At 67.9% G+C, this 20,761-nt stretch carries 22 protein-coding genes; 8 read left to right on the top strand and 14 right to left on the bottom strand.

Translation table 11 applies throughout. The features are described from left to right. Positions 1–440: 440 nt before the first annotated feature. Positions 441–626 carry a 50S ribosomal protein L32 gene (rpmF, locus tag L0966_RS05640; protein ID WP_234050893.1) on the bottom strand — a complete coding sequence of 62 codons (186 nt, stop codon included), beginning with the start codon at positions 624–626 and terminating at the stop codon, positions 441–443. A 264-nt stretch (positions 627–890) separates the two neighbouring features. Between rpmF and L0966_RS05635 the strand changes: the two genes are divergently transcribed. Further along, the gene (locus tag L0966_RS05635; RefSeq protein WP_234050892.1) at positions 891–1,811 is read left to right on the top strand and encodes a peptidylprolyl isomerase; all 921 of its coding nucleotides are present in this window, start codon (positions 891–893) and stop codon (positions 1,809–1,811) included. A 130-nt stretch (positions 1,812–1,941) separates the two neighbouring features. Here the strand turns inward: L0966_RS05635 and L0966_RS05630 are convergent, their stop codons facing one another. The 10 genes from L0966_RS05630 to L0966_RS05585 form a co-directional block, all read right to left on the bottom strand. After that, positions 1,942–2,361, bottom strand: a complete 420-nt coding sequence (locus tag L0966_RS05630) for a hypothetical protein (RefSeq protein WP_234050891.1) — start codon at positions 2,359–2,361, stop codon at positions 1,942–1,944. A gap of 131 nt (positions 2,362–2,492) precedes the next feature. Next, positions 2,493–3,605, bottom strand: a complete 1,113-nt coding sequence (gene leuB, locus L0966_RS05625) for a 3-isopropylmalate dehydrogenase (protein WP_234050890.1) — start codon at positions 3,603–3,605, stop codon at positions 2,493–2,495. Between the two features lie 177 nt (positions 3,606–3,782). After that, positions 3,783–4,652 carry a DMT family transporter gene (locus L0966_RS05620; protein ID WP_234050889.1) on the bottom strand — a complete coding sequence of 290 codons (870 nt, stop codon included), beginning with the start codon at positions 4,650–4,652 and terminating at the stop codon, positions 3,783–3,785. 454 nt (positions 4,653–5,106) lie between these two features. Further along, entirely contained in the window at positions 5,107–5,511 is a 405-nt protein-coding gene (gene mutT, locus L0966_RS05615) for an 8-oxo-dGTP diphosphatase MutT (protein ID WP_234050888.1), read from the bottom strand. Continuing rightward, positions 5,508–6,749 carry a bifunctional glutamate N-acetyltransferase/amino-acid acetyltransferase ArgJ gene (gene argJ, locus L0966_RS05610; RefSeq protein ID WP_234050887.1) on the bottom strand — a complete coding sequence of 414 codons (1,242 nt, stop codon included), beginning with the start codon at positions 6,747–6,749 and terminating at the stop codon, positions 5,508–5,510. Before argJ ends, mutT begins: the two co-directional genes overlap by 4 nt. Before the next feature lie 386 nt (positions 6,750–7,135). After that, on the bottom strand, positions 7,136–7,492 hold the full coding sequence (locus L0966_RS05605) for a ferredoxin (protein ID WP_234050886.1): 357 nt from the start codon (positions 7,490–7,492) through the stop codon (positions 7,136–7,138). 250 nt (positions 7,493–7,742) lie between these two features. Continuing rightward, positions 7,743–8,741, bottom strand: coding sequence for a sulfate ABC transporter substrate-binding protein (locus L0966_RS05600; protein WP_234051288.1), 999 nt, complete (start codon positions 8,739–8,741; stop codon positions 7,743–7,745). A gap of 217 nt (positions 8,742–8,958) precedes the next feature. After that, the gene (locus L0966_RS05595) at positions 8,959–10,305 is read right to left on the bottom strand and encodes an MFS transporter (protein ID WP_234050885.1); all 1,347 of its coding nucleotides are present in this window, start codon (positions 10,303–10,305) and stop codon (positions 8,959–8,961) included. A 355-nt stretch (positions 10,306–10,660) separates the two neighbouring features. After that, positions 10,661–11,335 carry a response regulator transcription factor gene (locus tag L0966_RS05590; protein WP_234050884.1) on the bottom strand — a complete coding sequence of 225 codons (675 nt, stop codon included), beginning with the start codon at positions 11,333–11,335 and terminating at the stop codon, positions 10,661–10,663. A 124-nt stretch (positions 11,336–11,459) separates the two neighbouring features. Continuing rightward, the gene (locus L0966_RS05585; RefSeq protein WP_234050883.1) at positions 11,460–11,933 is read right to left on the bottom strand and encodes a secondary thiamine-phosphate synthase enzyme YjbQ; all 474 of its coding nucleotides are present in this window, start codon (positions 11,931–11,933) and stop codon (positions 11,460–11,462) included. Positions 11,934–12,064: 131 nt separating this feature from the next. On the opposite strand from L0966_RS05585, the gene L0966_RS05580 reads away from it, so the two are divergent. Further along, complete coding sequence (locus tag L0966_RS05580) at positions 12,065–13,021, top strand: alpha/beta hydrolase (RefSeq protein ID WP_234050882.1); 957 nt, start codon at positions 12,065–12,067, stop codon at positions 13,019–13,021. 30 nt (positions 13,022–13,051) lie between these two features. On the opposite strand, the gene L0966_RS05575 is transcribed toward L0966_RS05580, so the two are convergent. Next, entirely contained in the window at positions 13,052–13,504 is a 453-nt protein-coding gene (locus L0966_RS05575) for a hypothetical protein (RefSeq protein ID WP_234050881.1), read from the bottom strand. A 211-nt stretch (positions 13,505–13,715) separates the two neighbouring features. Beyond that, a complete protein-coding gene (locus tag L0966_RS05570; protein WP_234050880.1) occupies positions 13,716–14,342 on the bottom strand; it encodes a 2-hydroxychromene-2-carboxylate isomerase in 627 nt (208 codons plus the stop codon). Positions 14,343–14,505: 163 nt separating this feature from the next. Here L0966_RS05570 and L0966_RS05565 point away from each other — a divergent pair, with 163 nt between their 5' ends. From L0966_RS05565 to L0966_RS05555, 3 genes are all read left to right on the top strand, one after another. Continuing rightward, positions 14,506–14,757 (top strand): hypothetical protein, encoded by a 252-nt coding sequence (locus L0966_RS05565; protein ID WP_234050879.1) that lies wholly within the window; start codon positions 14,506–14,508, stop codon positions 14,755–14,757. Continuing rightward, the gene (locus tag L0966_RS05560; RefSeq protein WP_234050878.1) at positions 14,754–15,218 is read left to right on the top strand and encodes a hypothetical protein; all 465 of its coding nucleotides are present in this window, start codon (positions 14,754–14,756) and stop codon (positions 15,216–15,218) included. The genes L0966_RS05565 and L0966_RS05560 overlap by 4 nt, the downstream gene beginning before the upstream one ends. Positions 15,219–15,606: 388 nt before the next feature. After that, positions 15,607–16,323: an SDR family NAD(P)-dependent oxidoreductase gene (locus tag L0966_RS05555; protein ID WP_234051287.1), complete on the top strand. Its 717-nt coding sequence runs from the start codon at positions 15,607–15,609 to the stop codon at positions 16,321–16,323. Between the two features lie 348 nt (positions 16,324–16,671). On the opposite strand, the gene L0966_RS05550 is transcribed toward L0966_RS05555, so the two are convergent. After that, positions 16,672–17,565 carry a branched-chain amino acid aminotransferase gene (locus L0966_RS05550; protein WP_234050877.1) on the bottom strand — a complete coding sequence of 298 codons (894 nt, stop codon included), beginning with the start codon at positions 17,563–17,565 and terminating at the stop codon, positions 16,672–16,674. A gap of 242 nt (positions 17,566–17,807) precedes the next feature. Between L0966_RS05550 and L0966_RS05545 the strand changes: the two genes are divergently transcribed. From L0966_RS05545 to L0966_RS05535, 3 genes are all read left to right on the top strand, one after another. Then, entirely contained in the window at positions 17,808–18,359 is a 552-nt protein-coding gene (locus L0966_RS05545; RefSeq protein ID WP_234050876.1) for a MarR family winged helix-turn-helix transcriptional regulator, read from the top strand. A gap of 134 nt (positions 18,360–18,493) precedes the next feature. Beyond that, on the top strand, positions 18,494–19,228 hold the full coding sequence (locus L0966_RS05540) for a response regulator (protein WP_234050875.1): 735 nt from the start codon (positions 18,494–18,496) through the stop codon (positions 19,226–19,228). After that, positions 19,225–20,613, top strand: coding sequence for an ATP-binding protein (locus tag L0966_RS05535; RefSeq protein WP_370640663.1), 1,389 nt, complete (start codon positions 19,225–19,227; stop codon positions 20,611–20,613). The genes L0966_RS05540 and L0966_RS05535 overlap by 4 nt, the downstream gene beginning before the upstream one ends. Positions 20,614–20,761: the final 148 nt, after the last annotated feature.

Below are 20,761 nucleotides of genomic sequence, written 5' to 3'. Positions count from 1 at the left end.
GAGAGCCCCTGGGCTGGGGGCAAGATGTCTTGGGAGGCCGGCGGCACGCCATGGCCCGCGGTCGATGCCGCTCGGGTGGGGCGGATGCGGTCGCACTCACGCCTTAACCCAGCCGATCCCGTGCGCGTTGGCTGCAGCGTGGCCGCGGAATGAGCAATGGCGCCGCCCGACGGAGCAGGCCGGTGTGCGGAGCGGAATTTAGGGGGGCGATGGGCGACAGGGGGCACCATGTCCAACCATGCGAGCTCGGAAGCCGATTCTCTGCGATGGTGTGGTGCGCTGCGCTGTCGGCGCCTTCTGACGGCGCCGGGGCGCCACATAGGGAATTTTTCGCATGCCCACGGAAGGTCCGCGGGCATGCCGGGCTCAAGACCGCAGGAAGGTTCGGCGGCGGCTCTGTTCAGGCGGCCGCCGGACCTGCGGTATCAGACCTCTTAAGCTCAGGCTTCCGCCTTGGGCTTCAGGATCTGCCGGCCCTTGTACATGCCGGTCTTGAGGTCGATGTGGTGGGGACGGCGCAGCTCGCCGGAATCCTTGTCTTCCACATACGTGGGCTGCTTCAGCGCGTCGGCCGAGCGGCGCATGCCGCGGCGGGACGGCGAGGTTTTTCTCTTGGGGACGGCCATTGTCCAAACTCCTGAAGACGAGACATCCTAAGACAGGTCTCGCCCACTGCGGCGGTTCGCGCGAGCCTCTGCGAAACCTCTTCTTATCTGAAGGCGCGCCTTATACAGGCTCTTGAGCCGGAGCGGAAGCCCCCGGCGAGAGGCTTTGTGGTCACGCATCCTTCAAGGAGGCGCCTCAACAATGCCCACTTGCCAGTCAAGGAGAGCTGAGCAAGGGTGCGCGCCGTTATGGGGTGCACCCCAATCCCCGAGGAAACCGGACCCATGAAGCGTTCCGTCCACACCGCGGCCCTTGCGGCTGCCCTTGCCTCGTCCGTCGCTTTCGTTTCCCTTTCCGGTCCGGTTTTCGCCCAGTCGGCGGCTCCGGCGGCTGCCCCGGCTCCGGCCGCGAAGGCGGATGCCGACCCGGTCCTGGTGACTGTCAATGGCACGCCTATCCGCGCCAGCGAAGTGGCGATCGCCGCTGAGGATATTGGCCCCGGCCTGCCGCCCCAGATCCAGGGCCCGGCGCGCCAGGACTATGTGCTCTCCTTCCTGACGGACATGACGCTGCTGGCCCAGGCCGCCGAGGCGCAGAAGCTGGACCAGACCCCGGCCTTCAAGGAGCGCCTGGATTATCTGCGCGCCAAGGCCCTCATGGAAGCGCTGATGACCCAGGAGGCCAAGAAGGCGCTGTCCGACGAGCTGAAGCACAAGACCTATGACGAGTTCGTGAAGTCTTCTTCCGCCGAGGAGGAGGTCCACGCCCGCCATATTCTTGTGGATGACGAGGCCAAGGCCAAGGAAATCGCCAAGAAGGCCAAGGCCGGCGAGGACTTCGCCAAGCTCGCCAAGGAATATTCCAAGGATGGCGCCGACGATGGCGGCGACCTCGGCTATTTCACGAAGGACCAGATGGTGCCGGAGTTCGCCGACGCCGCCTTCAAGCTCGACAAGGGGCAGGTTTCCGATCCGGTGAAGAGCCAGTTTGGCTGGCACGTCATCAAGATCGAGGACAAGCGCACCAAGCCGGTGCCCACCTATGAGCAGGTGGAGCCGCAGCTTGAGCAGTATCTGACCCGCAAGGCCCAGGCCGATCTCGTCACCAAGCTGCGCAGCGAGGCCAAGGTGGACAAGGCGGCCCCCGCCGCCGGCACGCCCGCTCCGGCGGCTACCCCGGCGCCCGCCGCTCCGGCGAAGAACTGAGCTCCCGCTCACCGGAAAGAGGCGCTTCGGCGCCTCTTTTTGTTTGGGGTCGCGCCCCGCGAAGTTGGGGCTTGGTTCGCTCACGCGCCGGGGTTTGGGAAAGCGGGACTGCTCCCGCCTTCCGCATGCGTCACATGGCTTCCAGTTCCTCGCGGGCCTGGGAGACGAGGGCGGTGGCGGTGAGTAGCTTGTCTTCCGAAGAATCATGCACCAGCGCGTTGAAGCTTTTCGCCAGGGCGGCGCATACGCCCAGGGCACTGACCTTTTCCCGGACGTCGCCGCTCCATTTGAAGTCCACGGCCACGTCCCGGCCGTCCAAGGCGGCTTTCAGGTTCGGCAGGGCCTCAAGGTCGGCATCCACATCATGGAAGCGGATGGTGAAGCCGGCATCCTCCCCGTCCAGGGTGCAGGGCAGGTAGCCGGAGGACTTCAGCGGCACATAGCCGTCATCAAGGGTAAGCTTGAGCTTCAGCGCGTCGAGCGCCGGCTGCAGGGCATCGCGCGCGGGCACATCGGCGCGGCGCAGAAACGCGGTAAGGGAACGGGCCATGACGGCTCCTTCGACAAAGACCAGAAACATAAGCGGCGAACCGCATCTGAAACCCGGTCAGTGTAAGGCGCGCGCCATGGGCGGGAAAGGGCGTGGCGGGCACGCAGGCGGCCCGCCACGCGAAGCGGCGATCAGGCGCGGGCGGCGTCCAGCTCGGCGATGATGGCTTCGCCCATGCCCTGGGTGGAGATCACGTCGGCGCCCGGGGTGCGGATATCGGCGGTGCGCTTGCCGGCGTCGAGCACGCCGGAAATGGCGGCCTCGATCCGGTCGGCCACATCGCCCTGGTTGAAGGAGTAGCGCATCGCCATGGCCAGCGAGCCGATCATGGCGATGGGGTTGGCGATACCCTTGCCGGCGATGTCGGGGGCCGAGCCATGCACCGGCTCATACATGGCCGAGCGCTTGCCGGTGGCGGCGTCCACCGCGCCCAGGGAGGCGGAGGGCAGCATGCCCAGCGAACCGGTGAGCATGGCGGCGATGTCCGACAGCACGTCGCCGAACAGGTTGTCGGTGACGATCACGTCGAACTGCTTGGGCCAGCGCACCAGCTGCATGGCGAGCGAATCGGCCAGGTTGTGCTCCAGCTCCACGTCCTTGTAATCGGCGTCGTGCACCTTTGTGACCACTTCCTTCCACAGCACGCCGGTGCGCATCACATTGTGCTTCTCCGAGGAAGTCACCTTGTTGCGGCGGGTGCGGGCGAGGTCGAAGGCGACGCGGGCGATGCGGTCGATTTCGTAGGTGTCATAGACCTGGGTGTCGATGGCGCGCTTCTGGCCGTTACCGAGATCGGTGATGGTCTTGGGCTCGCCGAAATAGACGCCGCCGGTCAGCTCGCGCACAATCAGGATGTCGAGGCCTTCGACCACGTCGCGCTTCAGCGAGGAGGCGTCGGCGAGCGCCGGATAGCAGATGGCCGGGCGCAGATTGGCGAACAGGCCGAGATCCTTGCGCAGGCGCAGCAGGCCGGCTTCAGGGCGCGCCTCATAGGGAACATTGGCCCACTTGGGGCCGCCCACGGCCGCGAGCAGCACCGCGTCCGCCGCCTTGGCGCGATCCATGGCGGCGTCGGTGATGGCCACCTTGTGGGCGTCATAGGCGCTGCCGCCCACCAAGTCTTCCTCGATGGCGAACGAGGCGAGGCCTTCGCGCTCCAGCCAGGCGATGACGCGCTTCACCTCGGCCATCACCTCGGGGCCGATGCCGTCGCCGGCGAGAAGGAGAAGCTTGTGGGTGGCCATGGGATGTTTCCTTCAGCTGTTGCAGGCGAGAGACGCCGGAAACCGGACGCGCCAGGGCGCCGCGGCGGCTCTTCGCCCGGGGAGAACCGGCCGGAGTGCTAGGACTTTAGCGGTGGGAGCGCAAGGCGTCGCCGGGCCGGGCGGCTCCCCATGGGGCGGGCGATGGCGCGCGGACAATCAGCTTGCCTTCCGGCGCCGGCGCGTCGCCACCACCGCGCCCCCCACGATGAGCGCGCAGGCGAGCGCGAGCGAGGCGGTGGGCGCGGCAAAGCCGCCCGCCACCAGCAGCAGGGTGGAGAGCACCGGCGCCGCATAGGAGGCGACCCCGAGAAGCTGCACATCCCCCTTCTTCATGCCGATGTCCCAGGCATAGAAGGCAAGGCCCACCGGCCCCACGCCGAGGGCGATCACCGCGCCCCATTGCAGCGCGTCGGCCGGCCAGATGGTTTCCTCCCACGCCAGGTGGCACAGGCCGGCCAGCAGCGCAGTGACCAGGCAGAAGCCCGCCACCGCGTGGGTAGGTACGTCGGCGAACCGGCGGGAGGCCACCGAATAGATGGCCCAGATGAAGGCGCAGGCGAACGCCGCCAGATAGCCCGGCACAAAGCGCGCCTCGATGCCGGAGAAGCCGCCTTTGCCCACCAGCAGCACCACCGTTCCGGCGAAGCCCATGACGGCTCCCAGCACATGGGCTCGGGTGAGGCCGCCCCCGGGCAGGGTAGCCGAGAGCAGCACGATGAGCAGCGGCCAGAGATAATTGATGAGGCCCGCTTCCGCCGGCGGCGCCAGCTTCAGCGCCGCGAAGTACAGGAAGTGGTAGCCGAACAGCCCGCCCACCCCGTGCACATAGGCCATGGGCCGCTGCGCCAGCACCTTCAGCCCTGGCCCGGCGATGGCCGCCCCCAGCCCCACCAGCCCGCCAATGCCGAAGGTGAGGGCGGTAAGCAGGAAGGCGGGCACCTGCCCGGTGGCGGCCGTGAACAGCGCCAGCGTCGCCCACAGTGCGATAGCGACAAGACCGATGCGGGTGGCGGTGGCGGGCGGCATGTCAGGCTCGGCAGGTTCGTGGCGGGCGGCTCGCCCGCGGCGGGGGCGTCTTCATGGTGTGGGATGCTCGAATGCCCGGATCAACCGACATTCACGCGGCAACGGCGCGGCGGCCGGTGCCCTTCATCTCCCGCGTGTAGGTGAGGGATGGGGCGGTGCGAGCTGGGTCGAAGGGGGGCCCCAGAGGAGCGATGGCCGTTTGAGGCTGTGCCTTTCGCCCCGGTGCAGCATTTCGGACTTCCCGCATCCTTGCCCCCAACCCTCCTCCGCAAGCGGGGAAGGGCGCGCGTCGGAGAGGAGCGCACTCTTGCGTATGATACCTCTTCCTCGCCGGTCGCCAATCCCGCCTGCCGGAGGGGGCGGCGGTGTCGGGGCGGCAGCGCGGGCTCCATGCCCGGAGGCTGCGCTTCCCCGTTTCCGTCCTGCGGGATCTGCCTCCGGCGAAGGAGACGCTTCAGGGCCCCAGCAGATCGATGAGCGGCGGAATCAGCGGCTCGTCGGCCGGGGGCATGGCCAGCTCGCGCAGCTTGCCGGGGCGCACCCATTTGAGGTCCTGGTGCTCCTTGCGCAGCACCGGGCCTTCCCAGCGCCGGCAGATCCACAGGGGCATCAGCAGGTGGAAATCCGGATAGGAGTGGCTGGCGAAGGTGAGAGGGGCAAGGCAGGCCTCCTTCACCGTGATGCCGAGCTCTTCGTCCAGCTCGCGGATGAGCGTCTGCTCGGGCCGCTCGCCGGGTTCGATCTTGCCGCCGGGAAACTCCCACAGGCCCGCCAGCGACTTGCCCTCCGGGCGCTGGGCCACCAGCACCCGGTTGTCGGCGTCGATGAGGGCGCAGGCCACCACCAGGGTGATCTTCACGAGCGATAGTCCCCGTTGATGGCGACATATTCCTTGGTGAGGTCGCAAGTGAGAACCCGGTCGGAGCCACGGCCGAGGCCGATGTCCACGGTGAGGTCGATCACCGGATTCTTCATGTATTGCGAGACCACGGCCTCGTCATAATCGGGGTCGCGCGCGCCCTCATGGGCAACACGGTTGTCGCCGAAGGAGATGGTGAGCAGGTCGCGCTCGGCGGGCTCGCCGGCCTTGCCCACGGCCATCACCACGCGGCCCCAATTGGCGTCCTCGCCGGCCACCGCGGTCTTCACCAAAGGCGAATTGGCGATGGACATGGCGATGCGCCGCGCCGACTTCTTGGAGACGGCGCCATTCACCTGCACCCGCAGCAGCTTGCGGGCGCCTTCGCCATCGCGGGCCACCTGCTCGGCCAAGTCGCCCAAGAGGTCGAACAAGGCGCGGCGGAAGGCCTTCAGGCGCGGATCGTCGATATCCTTGATGCGCGGCGCACCGCGCTCCTCCGCCATGCCGGTGGCGAACAGAAGCAGGGTGTCGGAGGTGGAGGTGTCGCCATCCACCGTGACCGCGTTGAAGCTGTCCTTCACGCCCTTGGACAGCAGCTTCTGCAGCACGTCGGCGGCGATGGGCGCGTCGGTGAAGACGAAAGAGAGCATGGTGGCCATGTCCGGCGCGATCATGCCGGCGCCCTTGGCGATGCCGTTGATGCGCACCGGCACGTCATCCAGCAGCACCTCGGCGGTGGCCAGCTTGGGGAAGGTGTCGGTGGTCATGATGGCGCGGGCGGCGTCCATCCAGGGGAAGTCCACCAGCCGGCCGGCGGCCTCGGTCAAGGCGGGCTCGAACTTGGTGGCGTCCAGCGGCTCGCCGATGACGCCGGTGGACGCCAGGAACACCTCATTGGTCTTGCAGCCCAGCTTCACCGCCGCGATTTCCGCGGTGAGCTTGGTGGCCTCGCGGCCCAGCTTGCCGGTGAAGGCGTTGGCATTGCCCGAATTCACCACCAGCGCGCGCGCCTTGCCCTTCTTCAGCAGGTCGCGGCACCACTCCACCGGCGCCGAGGGGCACAGGGAACGGGTGGTGACGCCGGCCACCGTGGTGCCCGGCACGAACGACATGAGCAGCACGTCGGTGCGCCCCTGATAGCGGATGCCCGCTGCCGCCGTGGTGAAGACCACGCCGGGCACGGGCAGAAGCTGGGGCACGAACTGGGGCGCGAGAGGCGAGATGGACGACGACATGGAGCGATCCCCGCAAGAGGCCCGTCCCCCGCCGAGCCGGCGGATCGGGGCGGTCTCCTCAGATCAGTTTGGGCCTGAGCCCTGGAACCGGGATGCGGCTTTGCGCCTTTCGGCCGGCCGGCACCCGCGGCGCTCTTCGTGTGCCGCAGGCGGCGGGTGCTGGCAAGGGGGATGGGCGGGGGTATGATATGCGTCGACACGCGCGCGGGTTGTCGCGGCGCGGTTTTTCGTCGGCTCTGCAGCGCCGGGCCGGGGGCCTGCTGAGCGGCCGTGGCGGGCTTGGCGGCCGGACGGCTTCAGCTTTTCCGGGTGGCACTGAAGCCGTCTGTTTTTGTTTGTACGCGTTTCATTCACGCGTACCGGCGCCCCCTTCGCTCGGAAGCGTTCTAGATGCGCGGGACGATGATGAGCCGCTCCACGGGCTTGCCGCCCAGCAGGTGGGATTCGACGATCTCGTCGATGTCCTCGGGGGTCTTGGGCGTGTACCAGATCCCCTGGGGATAGACGACCATGATGGGCCCCGCCGAGCAGAAGCTCAGGCAGCCCGAGGCGGTCATGGCGATGTCGCGCCGGCCGGAGGCCTCCAGCTTCTTGCCCAGGCGGTCCCACAGCGGCTGGGCGCCATTGGCGCCGCAGGAGCCGCGCGGATGCTGCGGCGGGCGCTGGGTGAAGCAGCAGAAGACATGGTGCGTGTAGACCTGGGGAATCTCCAGGGCTTCAACGCTTTCGGCAACATCGGACATGGCGGCTCTTTGGATTGAGGACGCGGAGCCTGGAGCCATTCAAAATCCGTGCCGCTGGATCTAAAATTTGAGATACATCAAATTTCCCAACGCTTTGCTCAATGCTTCCGCTTGCGCTTTCTGGCCTTGCGGAACAGGGGCTGGAGGAAGTGCGACAGGCTGGTTGTCGCGTTGTGCCAGATCCCACCCCCTAAGACGCGAACGGCCGGGCGTTGGCCCGGCCGTCACGTGTCGCGAGCTGCCGCGGGGGTCAGCGCCCGACGAACACCTCATCCAGCTTGCCGCCTGAGGCGAAGTGATCGGCCTGGGCCTTGCTCCAGCCGCCGAACACGTCCTCCACCTTCACCAGCCGCACCGGCGGGAACTGGTCCTTGTACTTGGCGGCGACCTCGGGATTCACCACGCGGTGGAAAGCCTTGGCGGCCACCTCCTGGCCGGCGGGGGAGTAGAGGAACTCCAGATAGGCGGTGGCGGCGGGGCGCGAGCCGCGCTTGTCCACCACCTTGTCGACCACGGCCACCGGGAATTCCGCGAGCAGGCTCACCGAGGGGGTGACGGTCACCAGCTTGCGGTCCGGGTAGAGGTTCTGGATGGCGCGGGTCTCCGCCTCGAAGGTCACCAGCACATCGCCGGTTTCCCGCTCCACGAAGGTGGTGGTTGCGCCACGGCCGCCGGTGTCGAACACCGGAACATTGGCCAGCAGGGCCTTCACGAAGGCATCGGCCTTGGCCGTATCGCCGTTATTCTTCTCCAGCGCATAGGCATAGGCCGCAAGATAGGTATAGCGCGCGTTGCCGGAGGTCTTCGGGTTCGGGAAAATGACCTTCACATCCTCGCGGACCAGATCGGACCAGTCCTTGATGCCCTTGGGGTTGCCGTCGCGCACCAGGAAAGAGGGGAAGGAATAATAGGGCGAGGCGTTGTTGGGGAACTTCTTCTGCCAGTCCTTGGCGACGAAGCCGGCCTTGGCCAGCACCTCCACGTCGGTCACCTGGTTAAAGGTCACCACATCCGCTTCAAGACCTTCGAGAATCGCGCGGGCCTGGCGGGAGGAGCCGGCGTGGCTCTGGTTCACGGTCAGCTGCTGGCCGGTCTTGTCCTTCCACAGGGGCACGAACAAGGCGTTCTCGGCGGCGAAGAGCTCCCGCGCGATGTCGTACGAGACGTTGAGGATGGAGTCCGGGCCACTGGCCGGCTGTGCCGACTGGGCAAAACCCGGACCCACGCTGCCCGCGATGGCCGCTCCCATGGCGCCGGACAGCACCGAGGCGAGGAAGGTGCGGCGGTGGATCATCTGGGGCTCCTTTTCACTCAAAAATACGTCCGAAATCACATTCCACTTTTTCAATCGATATCATGTCAGAAAATGCATGTGAACTGAAAATATATACAAATAATAGACGTTAAATAGGTGCGTGGGTGCTGCATTCCCCGCCGAGAGCGGGGAAGGGGCGCTGCGCGCCGCTTCAGTCCCGGTCTTCGTGGGCCAGGTTGCGGAAGTGCCCTTTGACCTGAAGGTAGGCGAGCAATGCCAGGCCCGGCAGGCCGGCAAGGGTGGTGATGATGAAGAAGAGGGGCCACCCCGTCGCCTCGGCGATGAAGCCCCCGCCCGAGGCGAGGAAGGTGCGGCCGACGGCGGTCAGGGCGGTGAGCAGCGCATATTGGGTGGCGGTGTGGCTGCGCGCCCCGCAAAGGGCGGAGAGGTAGGCCACGAAGATCACCGTGCCGATGGCGCCGGTGAAATTTTCCACCACGATGGTGCCCGTGAGCGCCGCCACGTTCACGCCGATCAGCGCCTGGGCGGTGAAGGCGAGGTTGGACACCATCTGGAGAATACCGCCCACCCACAGGCAGGTGGCGAGCGGCAGAGCGCGCGCGATGAAGCCGCCGGCGAACCCGCCCAGCAGCGCGGCGATGAGGCCCACGCCCTTCACGATGCCCGCATAGGTCGCCTTGTCGAAGCCGATGGAGATGACGAACGGGGCGCTCAGCACGCCGGCAAAGGCATCGCAGAATTTATAGAGCAGCACGAACAGCAGGATCACCAGCGCCTGATCGCGGGCCATGAACTCGCTGAACGCCCCGACCGCGGTGCTGGCCACGCGGGCCATCGCCCCCACGCCCTCCTCGCGCAGGGGGGCGGCGGGCTCGCGGGCCATGAAGGTGGCGATCATGCCCACCACCACGAAGGCCGCGGCCGCCACATAGCCCCAAAACCACACGTCGGCCCGCACCGCGCCGCGCGACTCGAGGTAAGCCACCAGGGCGATGACGCCGGCCCCCGACACCAGCATGCCGATACGATAGGCGGCCACATAGCCGGCCATGCCGGCGGCCTGCTCGGAGGTGTCGAGCCGCTCCACGCGGAAGGCATCCACCACGATGTCCTGGGTGGCGGAGATGGTGGCCACCAGCAGGGCACCCAGGGCCACCATGAACGGCGAGGCCAAGGGATCCTGCGCGCCGAGGAAGAGGATGCCGGCCATGAGGGCGAGCTGGGTGGCGAACAGCCAGCCGCGCCGCCGGCCCAGAAGGCGCGAGAGCACCGGCACGTCGAGCGCATCCACCAGGGGCGCCCAGAGGAATTTCAGCGTGTAGGGCAGGCCCACCAGGGAGAACAGGCCGATGCTGCCCAGGCTGACACCCGATTCCGTCATCCACACCGAGAGAGTGGTGCCGGTGAGGGCCAGCGGCAGGCCGGAGGAGAAGCCGAGCAGGATCACCACCAGCACGCTCGGGCGCGCATAGACGGTGATGGCGTCGAGGATGGAGCGCCGCGCGCCGGGCGTCGAGGAGGCGGTGTCGTCGCTCATGGGGGTCCACGCGAAGTTCGGTTCGGTTGCTCACGCCGCGATGGCGTCGCCATCCACGCTGTCGGGAGGGGAGTGAACACCGCGGCCCGTTAAGAAAATGTCCCCGCTTACGCGCGGTGTCTGTGCCGGCAGGAGCTCGGCAAGGCAAGTGGAGCAGCAAGGCGAGCGGATCAACGAGGCAAGTGGCATTAAGCCGGTCAGAGGCGCGCGTCGATGGCGTCTTCATGCACTCATTGCCGGTTCGTGTCCGGCGGCGGCGTGAGCGCGAAGCCCTGGGGCCGCGCCCCTTCTCATGGGCGCAAGGCGCCGGAGGCCTGATCCGGCAGGCAGCCACATGCGCCGCAGAGAAAGTGTCTCAGGTTTGGGGCTGCGTCCACAGGCCGGTCTCGACCTTGGAGACGGCGATCACGGCCTGAGTGCGGCTTTCCACTCCAAGCTTCTGCAGAATGGCGGAGACATGGGCCTTCACGGTGGCCTCGGACACCGAGAGCTCGTAGGCGATCTGTTTGTTGAGCCGCCCTTCGGCCAGCATCATCAGCACCCGCACCTGCTGCGGGGTGAGGGTGGCAAGGCGGGCAATGATGACGTCCGTTTCCCCGTCGCTGCCCGCGCCCAGGGTGATGTCCGGCGGCACGAAGGCCTCGCCCTTCAGCACCTCGGAGATGGCCTCGCGCATCTGCCGGGTGTCCATGGTTTTCGGAATGAAGCCGGAGGCGCCAAGATCGAGGCAGCGCCGGATGACCGCCGGCTCCTCATTGCCGGAAACCACCACCACCGGCAGCGCCGCATATTGCGCGCGCAGATAGATGAGGCCGGAAAAGCCCCGCGCGCCCGGCATGGTCAGGTCCAGCAGCACGAGGTCGAAATCGGCGTCGCGTTCCAGTAATGCGGTGAGCTCGTCGAACGTGCCCACCTCCAGAATGGTGGCGCGGGGGTGGTGGTTCAGCACCGCTTCCTTGAGGGCGCCGCGGAACAGCGGATGGTCGTCGGCGATGACGAGACGCAATTCACTTCCGGCGGCTTCTCCCAATTCATCCTCCCTGGAAGCTGATGCGTTCTCGCCCGGTCCTGGACACATTATTCCCGCTCGCCCGCCGCCCACGCAACGAATCGTCGTTTACGATCATCAATCCATGGCGATGCTGTGGCAAGCGTCAGCCTAGCGCCATTGTACATCCCGAGAACGCCAATACCACTTCGCGTCGGTGTTGGGTATGGCGGTGCTCGATCAGGTAGAGGCCCTGCCAGGTGCCCAGCGCCAGGCTGCCGCGGCTCACCGGGATGGCGAGGCTGACCCCGCTGAGCAGGGTGCGGATGTGGGCGGGCATGTCGTCCGGCCCCTCCATGTCATGCACCCAGCCCCCATTCTGCGGGGCCAGCCGGTCGAGGGCGGTGAGCAGGTCGCGCTGCACGTCGGAGTCAGCATTTTCCTGGATTGTCAGGGATGCAGAGGTATGCCGGCAGAAGGCCATGAGCACCCCGTCGCGGGCGCCGATCTCGGTCAGGAACGCGGCCGCCTCGCGGGTGATGTCGGTGAAGCCTTCACCGCTGGTGGTGACGGCGAGGCGGCATTCGGCGTGGGTATCGAGGGGGCTGATGCGAGCCGGAGAACGGTTGAGACGGGACATTGGCACATGCCTGTACTGCGGCGGATGCGGGTCTGTATTGCCTCCCGGCGTCCAGCCTGCAACCTTGGCCGCGCACCGCCGCCCGACGGCGGAATCAAACGAACGTGACGCCCGAGCCAGGACCTCCCCCGATGTCGAAGCTTGTTCTCGATTCAGCGGTGTTCTCCAATACCGCCGTTGCCCCCGACACGCGCATGGTGAATGACGCCATCGTCAAGACGATGTTGGCGATGCCGGAGCGCTGGAATGTGCCTCTGCCCCAGGTGCGGGCGGCCCGGCTGGCGGGCAAGGGGGCGTTTCCCCTGCCGCCGGAGAGCAAGCGCGCCCATGTGGAAGTCCTGCCCGGGCCGCGCGGGCCCATTCCCGTGCGGGTGCTGATGCCCGATGGGGCGCCGCGCGGCGTCTACCTCCACATTCATGGCGGCGGCTGGACCCTGGGTTCGGCGCGCGAGAACGAGAACCTGACCGACCGCATCGCCGCCCGCTGTGGCCTTGCGGTGATCTCCGTGGATTATCGCCTGGCGCCAGAGGAGCCCTATCCCGCCGGTCCTGACGACTGCGAGGCCGCGGCCCTGTGGCTGGTGAACGAGGCGCAGAATCGGTTCGGCACCACGCGGCTCGCCATCGGCGGCGAATCGGGCGGAGCGACGCTGGCCGTCACCACTTTGGTGCGCCTGCGTGATCGCCACGGCCTCACGCCCTTCTCGGCGGCTAACCTCACCGCCGGCTGCTATGACCTGCGGCTCACGCCCTCCGTGCGCAATTGGGGCGACCTGCCGCTGGTCATCAACCGCAGCGATGTGGAGCGCTTCGTTGAGAATTACCTGCGCCTGGAGGGGCGGGCCGGTGATCCCGATGTCTCGCCGCTGCTCGCCAACCTGAAGGGCTTGCCCAAGGCGCTGTTCACCGTGGGCACGCGAGACCCGCTGCTGGATGACACGCTGTTCATGGCCAATGCCTGGCTCGCCGCCGGCAATGGCGCCGCGCTCGATGTCTATCCCGGCGGCTGCCATGTCTTCATCGGCTTTCCCGGCACGCTCACCGACCAGGCACTGAAGAAGGCGGATGCCTTCCTCAGCGATTTCTGACGCGCCGCAAGCCGGCCGCCGGGGGGCGCGTCAGAGCGTCTCGCCTTTGTCGGGGCCGGTCAGCTCGTCGATCATCTGCCGCAGGCGGCGGTAGAAATGGGTGGCGTAGTCGAACGCCTTGTCGAGATCAGAGGGCTCGGCTCCCGCCTGCGGGGGATTGGCCTTCGGGGCGCCGCCTTGCGTCGGGGCACCCTGCTTCAGGGCGGCGATTTCCGCCTGGAGACGGGCGATCTCCGCTTCATAGGCGTCGCGGGTGTCCGGCACGGCAGTGCAGGTGAAGCCGGTGGCGTCCTTGGCGCAGCGGGAAACCTTGCCGGTCTGGGTGTCGATCTTGAGGGCGCCGCCGTCCACCGGCACGAGGGCGAACCGCGCCTGGGGCGCGGCGGGCGCCGGCTCCTGGGCGGTTGTCTGGGCCGCCGCCGAAAGGCCGGACGCGGTGAGCGCAAGGACGGTGAGCGCGACGGAACGGGCGAGCATCGTCATCAGGTCTCCTCGGGCCCATCTTGCCGGCGCTGGATGCCGGTTTGCGTGAAATCATGCAGACGCCGGCGCCTGCCGCAAGGTGAAGCGCCGGAGCATTCTGCGATGAGAACCACGGCTTGCGGGCCGCGGCTCTACTGTTGATCCTCCCTCCGGATCGGGGCCGAAGCGGGGCGTGCCCCATGGGCGCGGATTCCCGCCGCTGTCCCGTCTCTCAGCTCAGGTCGGGGCGGAAGGGAGCGCGGCCGCTGGCGAGGGCGTCGTCCAGCAGCTCGATTCGATCCTGGCCCCAGAACACCTCTCCGTCGAGCACATAGGCCGGCGCGCCGAACACATCGGCGGCAAGGGCTCGATCGCGATTGGCGAGATAGGCGGTGCCGGCGGCCTCGCCGCCTGCCGCGCTCACCAGCTCGGCCCCGGGCAGGCCGGCGGCGTCGGCGACGCTGGCGATGACCTGCGGGTCGCTGAGGTCGCGCTGCTGCTGCCACACGGCGGAGAACAGGCCGGCCAGCAGATCGTTTACCGCGTGGCCCGCCTGGCCGGCGGCGATGACGGTGCGGTCCGCCAGGGTGGGGTCGAACGGCCAGAAGGCCGGGTGCACGTGAAAATCGATTCCCCGCTTCACGCGCCAGCGCTGAAGCTCAAGGATGCGGTAGCGCTGGCGCTGCGGCGGGCGCTGGGCCAGCGGCAGCCCCCCGGTTTCGGCAAAGACCGGCCCCAGCGAGACCGGCCGCACATCAACCTCGGCGCCGTGGCGCGCCGCCACCGCCATGAATGGGGCGTGGCCGATGAAGCTCCAGGGACTGATGATGGAGAAATAATAGTCGATGCGCCGTGACATGGGGCCCTCCCTTGGCGCCTCTTATAGCAGCGCTCGAGCGTCTTGGATCGCCCGCTTGTTCGCTGGTGCGGAAGGCGGCGGCAGCGCCCGCACGCTTGACAGGGCGTCGTCGTGGTCCTCCATGCTGCGTGCAGGCGCGTGCCGCGTCTCGATGGGGAATGGCATGACCGACAGCAGCATGGCCGCACGCCTTTCGGCGCTGCGGGCCGACCTTGCGAAGGGCCGGCCGGAGGTGGCCGAGCCGGCGCAGGCCGCCGAGCGGCCTGTGTGCGAGCCGCCACCGGAGGCTGCCACCGGGCTGGACCCTGCCGCCGCCGACGGCTGGGTGAGGGCGCATCCGATCACGGCGGTGGCGCTGTGCCTTGTGGCCGGCGCCGTTGTCGGCGGGCTTTTGAAAAGGGGCAGGGGACGATGAGCGATCTGGACAGCCTGGTGCGGAATGTGCGCGTGCTGCTGCGCGCGGATCTCATCATCGCGGAAATTCATCTGCGTCGCGTGGCGGCGAAGTCCGGCTTTTACGCGGTGGCGGGCGTGGTCGCGGGGTTCGGGCTCGTGATGCTGGGGATTGCCGGCTTTCTCGCCCTCGAAACGCTCTACGGCGCCATCATCGCAGCCGCCATCATGGGCGGTGGAGCGCTGGTGCTGGCGGCTCTGCTGGCGCTGTTGGCGGCGCAGGTGAAGCCGGGCCGCGAGCTCCAGCTTGCCAATGAGGTGCATGCTGCGGCGCTGGCGGCGGTGAACAACGATCTTCAGGTGGCCGGGGCGGGGGTGTCGCGGCTCGCGGCCTTCGTGCGCAACCCGCTCGACACAGCCTTGCCGGCGGTGGCCCTGACCGTGCTCAACACCGTGCTCAAGGGTCTGCGCAAGAAAGACTGAGGGCGGCAAGCTCCCAGCGCCGCGCGGTGCCGGGCGTTCAGCGCGCCGGCTCCTTCTTTCCGGCCTGAGAGCGCGGCTTTCCTGGCATGGCTGCGGGCGTCGAAGGTGGCGCCTGCGCGAGGCCCGACCAATTCGCGAGGATGCGGACATGAGTGATGCGCCCCAATGCCCCCATGCGCAGCAGCCGTCGGAAGCCGGGCCCGGCGCCGAGCCGGCTCGCCCGGTTGAGCACGCATCGGCGCCCGCGTCCGCTGATGGGCCGGCGCTGCGCTGCCCCGTGGACCATGGCGCGGCCATCAATCCGGGCGCGGCCATGACTCCGGGCGCGAGCATGACTCCGGGCGCCGCGATGCCGCCGCTCACGGACGGGGACGGCAAGCAGCCGGTGATGCTGTTGACGGGCGCCTCACGCGGGATCGGCCATGCGACGGTGAAGCTGTTCTCGGCCGCCGGCTGGCGCGTCATCACCTGCTCGCGCCAGGCGTTTCCGGAGAAATGTCCCTGGGGCGCGGGGCCGGAGGACCATCTCCAGGTGGACCTGTCGAGCCCGGCCAGCACCCTCGCCGCCATAGATGAGGTGAAGCGCCGCCTGCCCGACGGCATGCTCCACGCGCTGGTGAACAATGCCGCCATCTCGCCCAAGGGGGAGGGCGGATCGCGCCTCGGCACCCTCGACACGGACCTGGAAACCTGGGTGGACGTGTTCCAGGTGAACTTCTTCGCGCCCATCATCCTGGCGCGGGGGCTGGCGGCGCAGCTGGAGAAGGCGAAGGGCTCGGTGGTGAACGTCACCTCCATCGCCGGCTCGCGGGTGCACCCCTTCGCGGGGGCGGCCTATGCCACTTCCAAGGCGGCCCTGGCGGCGCTGACGCGCGAGATGGCCTCCGACTTCGGCCGGCGGGGCATCCGGGTGAACGCCATCGCCCCTGGCGAAATCGACACCTCCATCCTCTCTCCGGGCACCGAAAAGATCGTGGCGCAGATCCCCATGCAGCGGCTCGGCACGCCGGAGGAAGTGGCGAAGATCATCTATGTGCTGTGCACGGACATCTCGTCCTACCTGAACGGGGCCGAGATCCACATCAATGGCGGCCAGCACGTCTGACGCCGGCCGGTGTGATCGCCCCTCCGCGCCATGAGAGGGGTGCGGCTGCCTCCGGGCCCCGGCCGTGAGCCCTTGGCCCAAGGGGCACGAGCACATTGGCGGATCGGAGCGCCGGGCTGCCGGCATGAGCCTCCGCCGGCTGGCCTGTCTTCGTGGTCTTACGCGCTTCCTTTACGCGAACCGATTCCCACTTCGCTCGGAAGCGCTATCCGGATCGCAAAACGCGAAAAGCCCCCGGCCCGGGCGGGCGGGGGCAAATACGCACCGTCCGGCGCCCGAAGGCGCCGTCCGGAACGACAGGAACGAGGCAGGAGAGGCCCGCCAGGGCCCCTTCCGGAGGTCGCCTGCTCAGGCGGCCTGCTTCTTGGGCTGCACTTCGGCCGTGTAGGCGTCCATGAGCTGGTGGGTGATGCCCGACGGGGTGAAGCGCCAGTCGGCGATGCCGCCCACCGGGGTCACCTCGGCCGCCGTGCCGGTGACGAAGCACTCGGTGAAGGTGGCAAGCTCTTCCGGCTTGATGTGGCGCTCGACGACCTCGATGCCGTGGCGACGGGCCAGCTCGATCACCGTCTTGCGGGTGATGCCGTCCAGGAAGCAGTCGGCGATGGGGGTGTGCAGCACGCCATCCTTCACGAAGAAGATGTTGGCGCCGGTGCACTCGGCCACATAGCCGCGATAGTCCAGCATCATGGCGTCGGCGAAGCCGCGGCGCTCGGCCCGGTGCTTGGAGATGGTGCAGATCATGTACAGGCCGGCCGCCTTGGCCTTGCACGGAATGGTCGCCGGATCGGGACGACGGAACTCCGCAAGGTCGATGTGCAGGCCCTTGATGCGCTGCTCGGGATCGAAATAGCTCGGCCACTCCCACACGGCGATGGCCATGTGCACCTTGTTGTGCTGCGCGGCGACGCCCAGCGTCTCGCTGCCGCGCCAAGCCACCGGGCGCACATAGGCGTTGACCAGGCCGTTCTTGTCGAGCGTCTCCTTCTTGGCGGCGACGATCTCGGTCATGGAATAGGGAATGGTGAAGTCCAGGAGCTCGGCGGAATGGCGCAGGCGCTCGGCATGCTCGATGGATTTGAAGATCTCGCCGCCATAGGCGCGTTCGCCCTCAAACACCGTGCTGGCATAGTGCAGGCCATGGGTGAGCACGTGAATCTTGGCATCCGCCCAGGGCACCATCGCGCCGTCGAACCAGATCCAGCCTTCGTGCTGATCCATGGGGATACCGGGTGCGCTCATTGTCCTTGCTCCTGTTCAGGCCGCGTCGTCCGCGCGGCTTCCTCCCACATTGATCGCCGAAGAGCCTGCCGCTCCTTGCGGAGGCTTGGCGGCGGTCATCCGTGGAAATATCATTACGCCGGCTTCCGAGGGTGGCAACCGGCGGATCGATCGCGTAATGTTCGATCACTCCAATGCTCACTGGCGACCGATCGTTTCGCGAAACTGGTTTCCTACGTAACGATCGCATCGAAAAAGTCAATATGGCTGACATAAACATCGCACTCGCGCCGGCCGATCCCCGCGCGCGCACCGGTCCCGAGGAGATCCGGGATGGCGTGCCGCTGGTTGATCTGATCGAGCTTTTATTCTTCGCCTACAGGGACTTCGTTGGTGATCCGGACGAGATCCTGGCGCCCATCGGGTTTGGCCGGGCTCACCATCGCGTGATCCATTTCGTGAATCGCAACCCCGGTATGCGCGTCACGGACCTGTTGGACATTCTCCAGATCACCAAGCAGAGCCTGGGCCGCGTGCTGCGGGAGCTGGTGGACGAGGGCTTCGTGGAGAGCCGGGCGGGAGCCGCCGACCGGCGCCAGCGCCTTCTTTATCCAACCGAGAAGGCGCAGCAGCTGGCGCGGGATTTCGTCGGTATCCAGAGTCGCCGCATCGCCCGCGCGCTCGATGCCGCCGGCCCTGGCTCGGAAGAGGTCGTGCACCGCTTCCTTCTCGCCATGATTGATCCGGAGGATCGGGCCTCCGTGGAGCGGCTGATTCAGCGCGCCGACCGCATGCGCCGCGCACGCGGGGGGTGAGGGCCAGGCCACGGGCGGTGCTGCGGGCTTGACGCGGGGCGCGCGCGCCGTGCACAGCCGAGGCAGCGCGTGGCCGGCGCCGTGCCGCGCCGAACCGCCGGCTCGCAGGGGCCGGTGCACGAGGGAGCTCCGTGATGTCCGACCCGACCGCCGAGGCGAGCCCCGAGACCCGTTCGGTCCCGCAATTGCCGGATGACGTGCCCCATCTCCTGGTGGTGGACGACGACAACCGCATCCGCACCCTTTTGTCGCGCCTGCTGGTGGAGAACGGCTACCGTGTCACCACCGCCGCGTCCGCCGCCGAGGCCCGCAGCCGGCTGGAGGGCCTCACCTTCGACCTGCTGGTGCTGGACGTGATGATGCCGGGCGAGAGCGGGGTGGATCTCGCCCGCTCGCTGCGGAAGACGTCCGCCGTGCCCATCCTCATGCTCACCGCCCGCGCTGAGACGGAGGACCGCATCACCGGCCTCGAGGCGGGGGTGGACGACTATCTGGCCAAGCCGTTCGAGCCGCGCGAGCTGCTGCTGCGCATCGGCTCCATCCTCAAGCGGGCCCTGCCGCCGGCGCAAAAGGCCATCGAGAGCGTGCGTTTTGGGGATTTCACCTTCCATCTGGAGCGCGGCGAGCTGACACGTGACGGCGAGATCGTGCGCCTCACCGAGCGTGAGCGCGACATGCTCCGCACCCTGGCGGAAGAGCCCGGCGAGACGGTGCCGCGCCTGGCGCTGGCCGGCGGCGGCGCGACCAGCGAACGGGCCGTGGACGTGCAGGTGAATCGCCTGCGGCGCAAGCTGGAGCGGGACCCGGCCAATCCGGTCTATCTCCAGACCGTGCGCGGCATCGGCTATCGGCTGGTGGTTACGCCTTGAGCCTCGTGGAAAGCGGCCTGTCGGGCCTCGGCCGCGTCATCGGCCTGCTGCGGGAAGCGAACCACCGCTTCGGCCACTGGTTCAACCGGGTGACGCCGAAGGGGCTTTATCCGCGCTCGCTGCTCATCATCGTCACGCCCATGGTGCTGCTGCAGTCCGTGGTGGCGTTCGTGTTCATGGAGCGGCACTACAATACGGTGACGCGGCGGCTCTCCGCCGCCGTCAGCCAGGACATCGCGGCGGTGGTGGATCTCTATGGGGAGTTGCCGCCCATGGACGACCACGCGGCCCTGCGGCGCATCGCATGGCGGGATCTCCAGCTCAACGTTTCCGTGCTGCCGCCGGACCCGCTGCCGCCGCCGGGGCCGAAGCCCTTCTTCTCGGTGCTCGACAGCGCGCTCTCGCGGGAGATCGGCCGGCGGCTGACACTGCCGTTCTGGATCGACACCGTGGGGCGCTCCAACCTCATCGAGGTGCGGGTGAAGATGAAGGATGCGGTGCTGCGCATCTTTGCTTCGCGCAATACGGCCTATGCCTCCAATTCCCACATCTTCCTCTTGTGGATGGTGGGCACCTCGCTGGTTCTGCTCGCCGTCGCCATCCTGTTCCTGCGCAACCAGATCCGGCCCATCGAAAACCTGGCGGACGCGGCCGAGGCCTTCGGCAAGGGGCGCGATGTGGAGAATTTCCGCCCCCGCGGCGCGCGGGAGGTGCGGCGCGCCTCGGTGGCGTTCCTGGAGATGAAGCGGCGTATCGAGCGGCAGATTGAGCAGCGCACGGCCATGTTGGCCGGCGTCTCCCACGACATGCGCACCATCCTCACCCGCTTCAAGCTGGAATTGGCCTTCCTGCCGGACAATGCCGATACGGCCGCGCTGAAGAAGGATGTGGACGAGCTGCAGGGCATGCTGGAGGCTTACCTGGCCTTCGCCCGCGGGGATACGGGCGAGGCCTCCAGCCTCACCGACATGGGCGCCGTCATCGAGGAGCTGCGGCAGAATGCCGAGCGCGACGGCGCCACCGCCCGCGCCAGCTTCATGGGCCCGCCTCTGGTGGAGGTGAAGGGCGAGCAGCTCAAGCGCTGCATCGGCAATCTCGTGAACAATGCCGTGCGCCACGCCGATACGGTGGAGATTTCCGGCGCCCGCGACGCCCGTTGGCTCATCGTGAACGTGGACGATGACGGCCCCGGCATTCCGGAGGAAAAGCGCGAGGACGTGTTCCGTCCCTTCCTGCGGCTCGATGATGCGCGCAACCAGGACGAGGGCGGCTCCGGCCTCGGTCTTGCCATCGCCCGTGACGTGGCGCGCGTCCATGGCGGCGACATCACCCTGGCCGACAGCCCGCTTGGGGGCCTGCGCGCCACGGTGCGGATCCCGGTTTGAGGCGAGGCGGCCAAAGGGTGGCCAGGGTCCGCCAAAAAGGGGCTAATGCGTCGCCGCGCCGCTTTGCGCCGCCCATTCGGGATGTTGCGTAGCGGCAGGTTGGGGCTCGCGCGGCGCGCGCATTTTGTCGCGGGCGCCGCGGGACGCC

Source organism: Xanthobacter sp. NM-59 (genome assembly GCF_021401125.1).
GTDB lineage: Bacteria > Pseudomonadota > Alphaproteobacteria > Rhizobiales > Xanthobacteraceae > Xanthobacter.
Note: the sequence above shows the minus strand (reverse complement) of the source record. Positions and strands in the feature narration are given on the sequence as shown.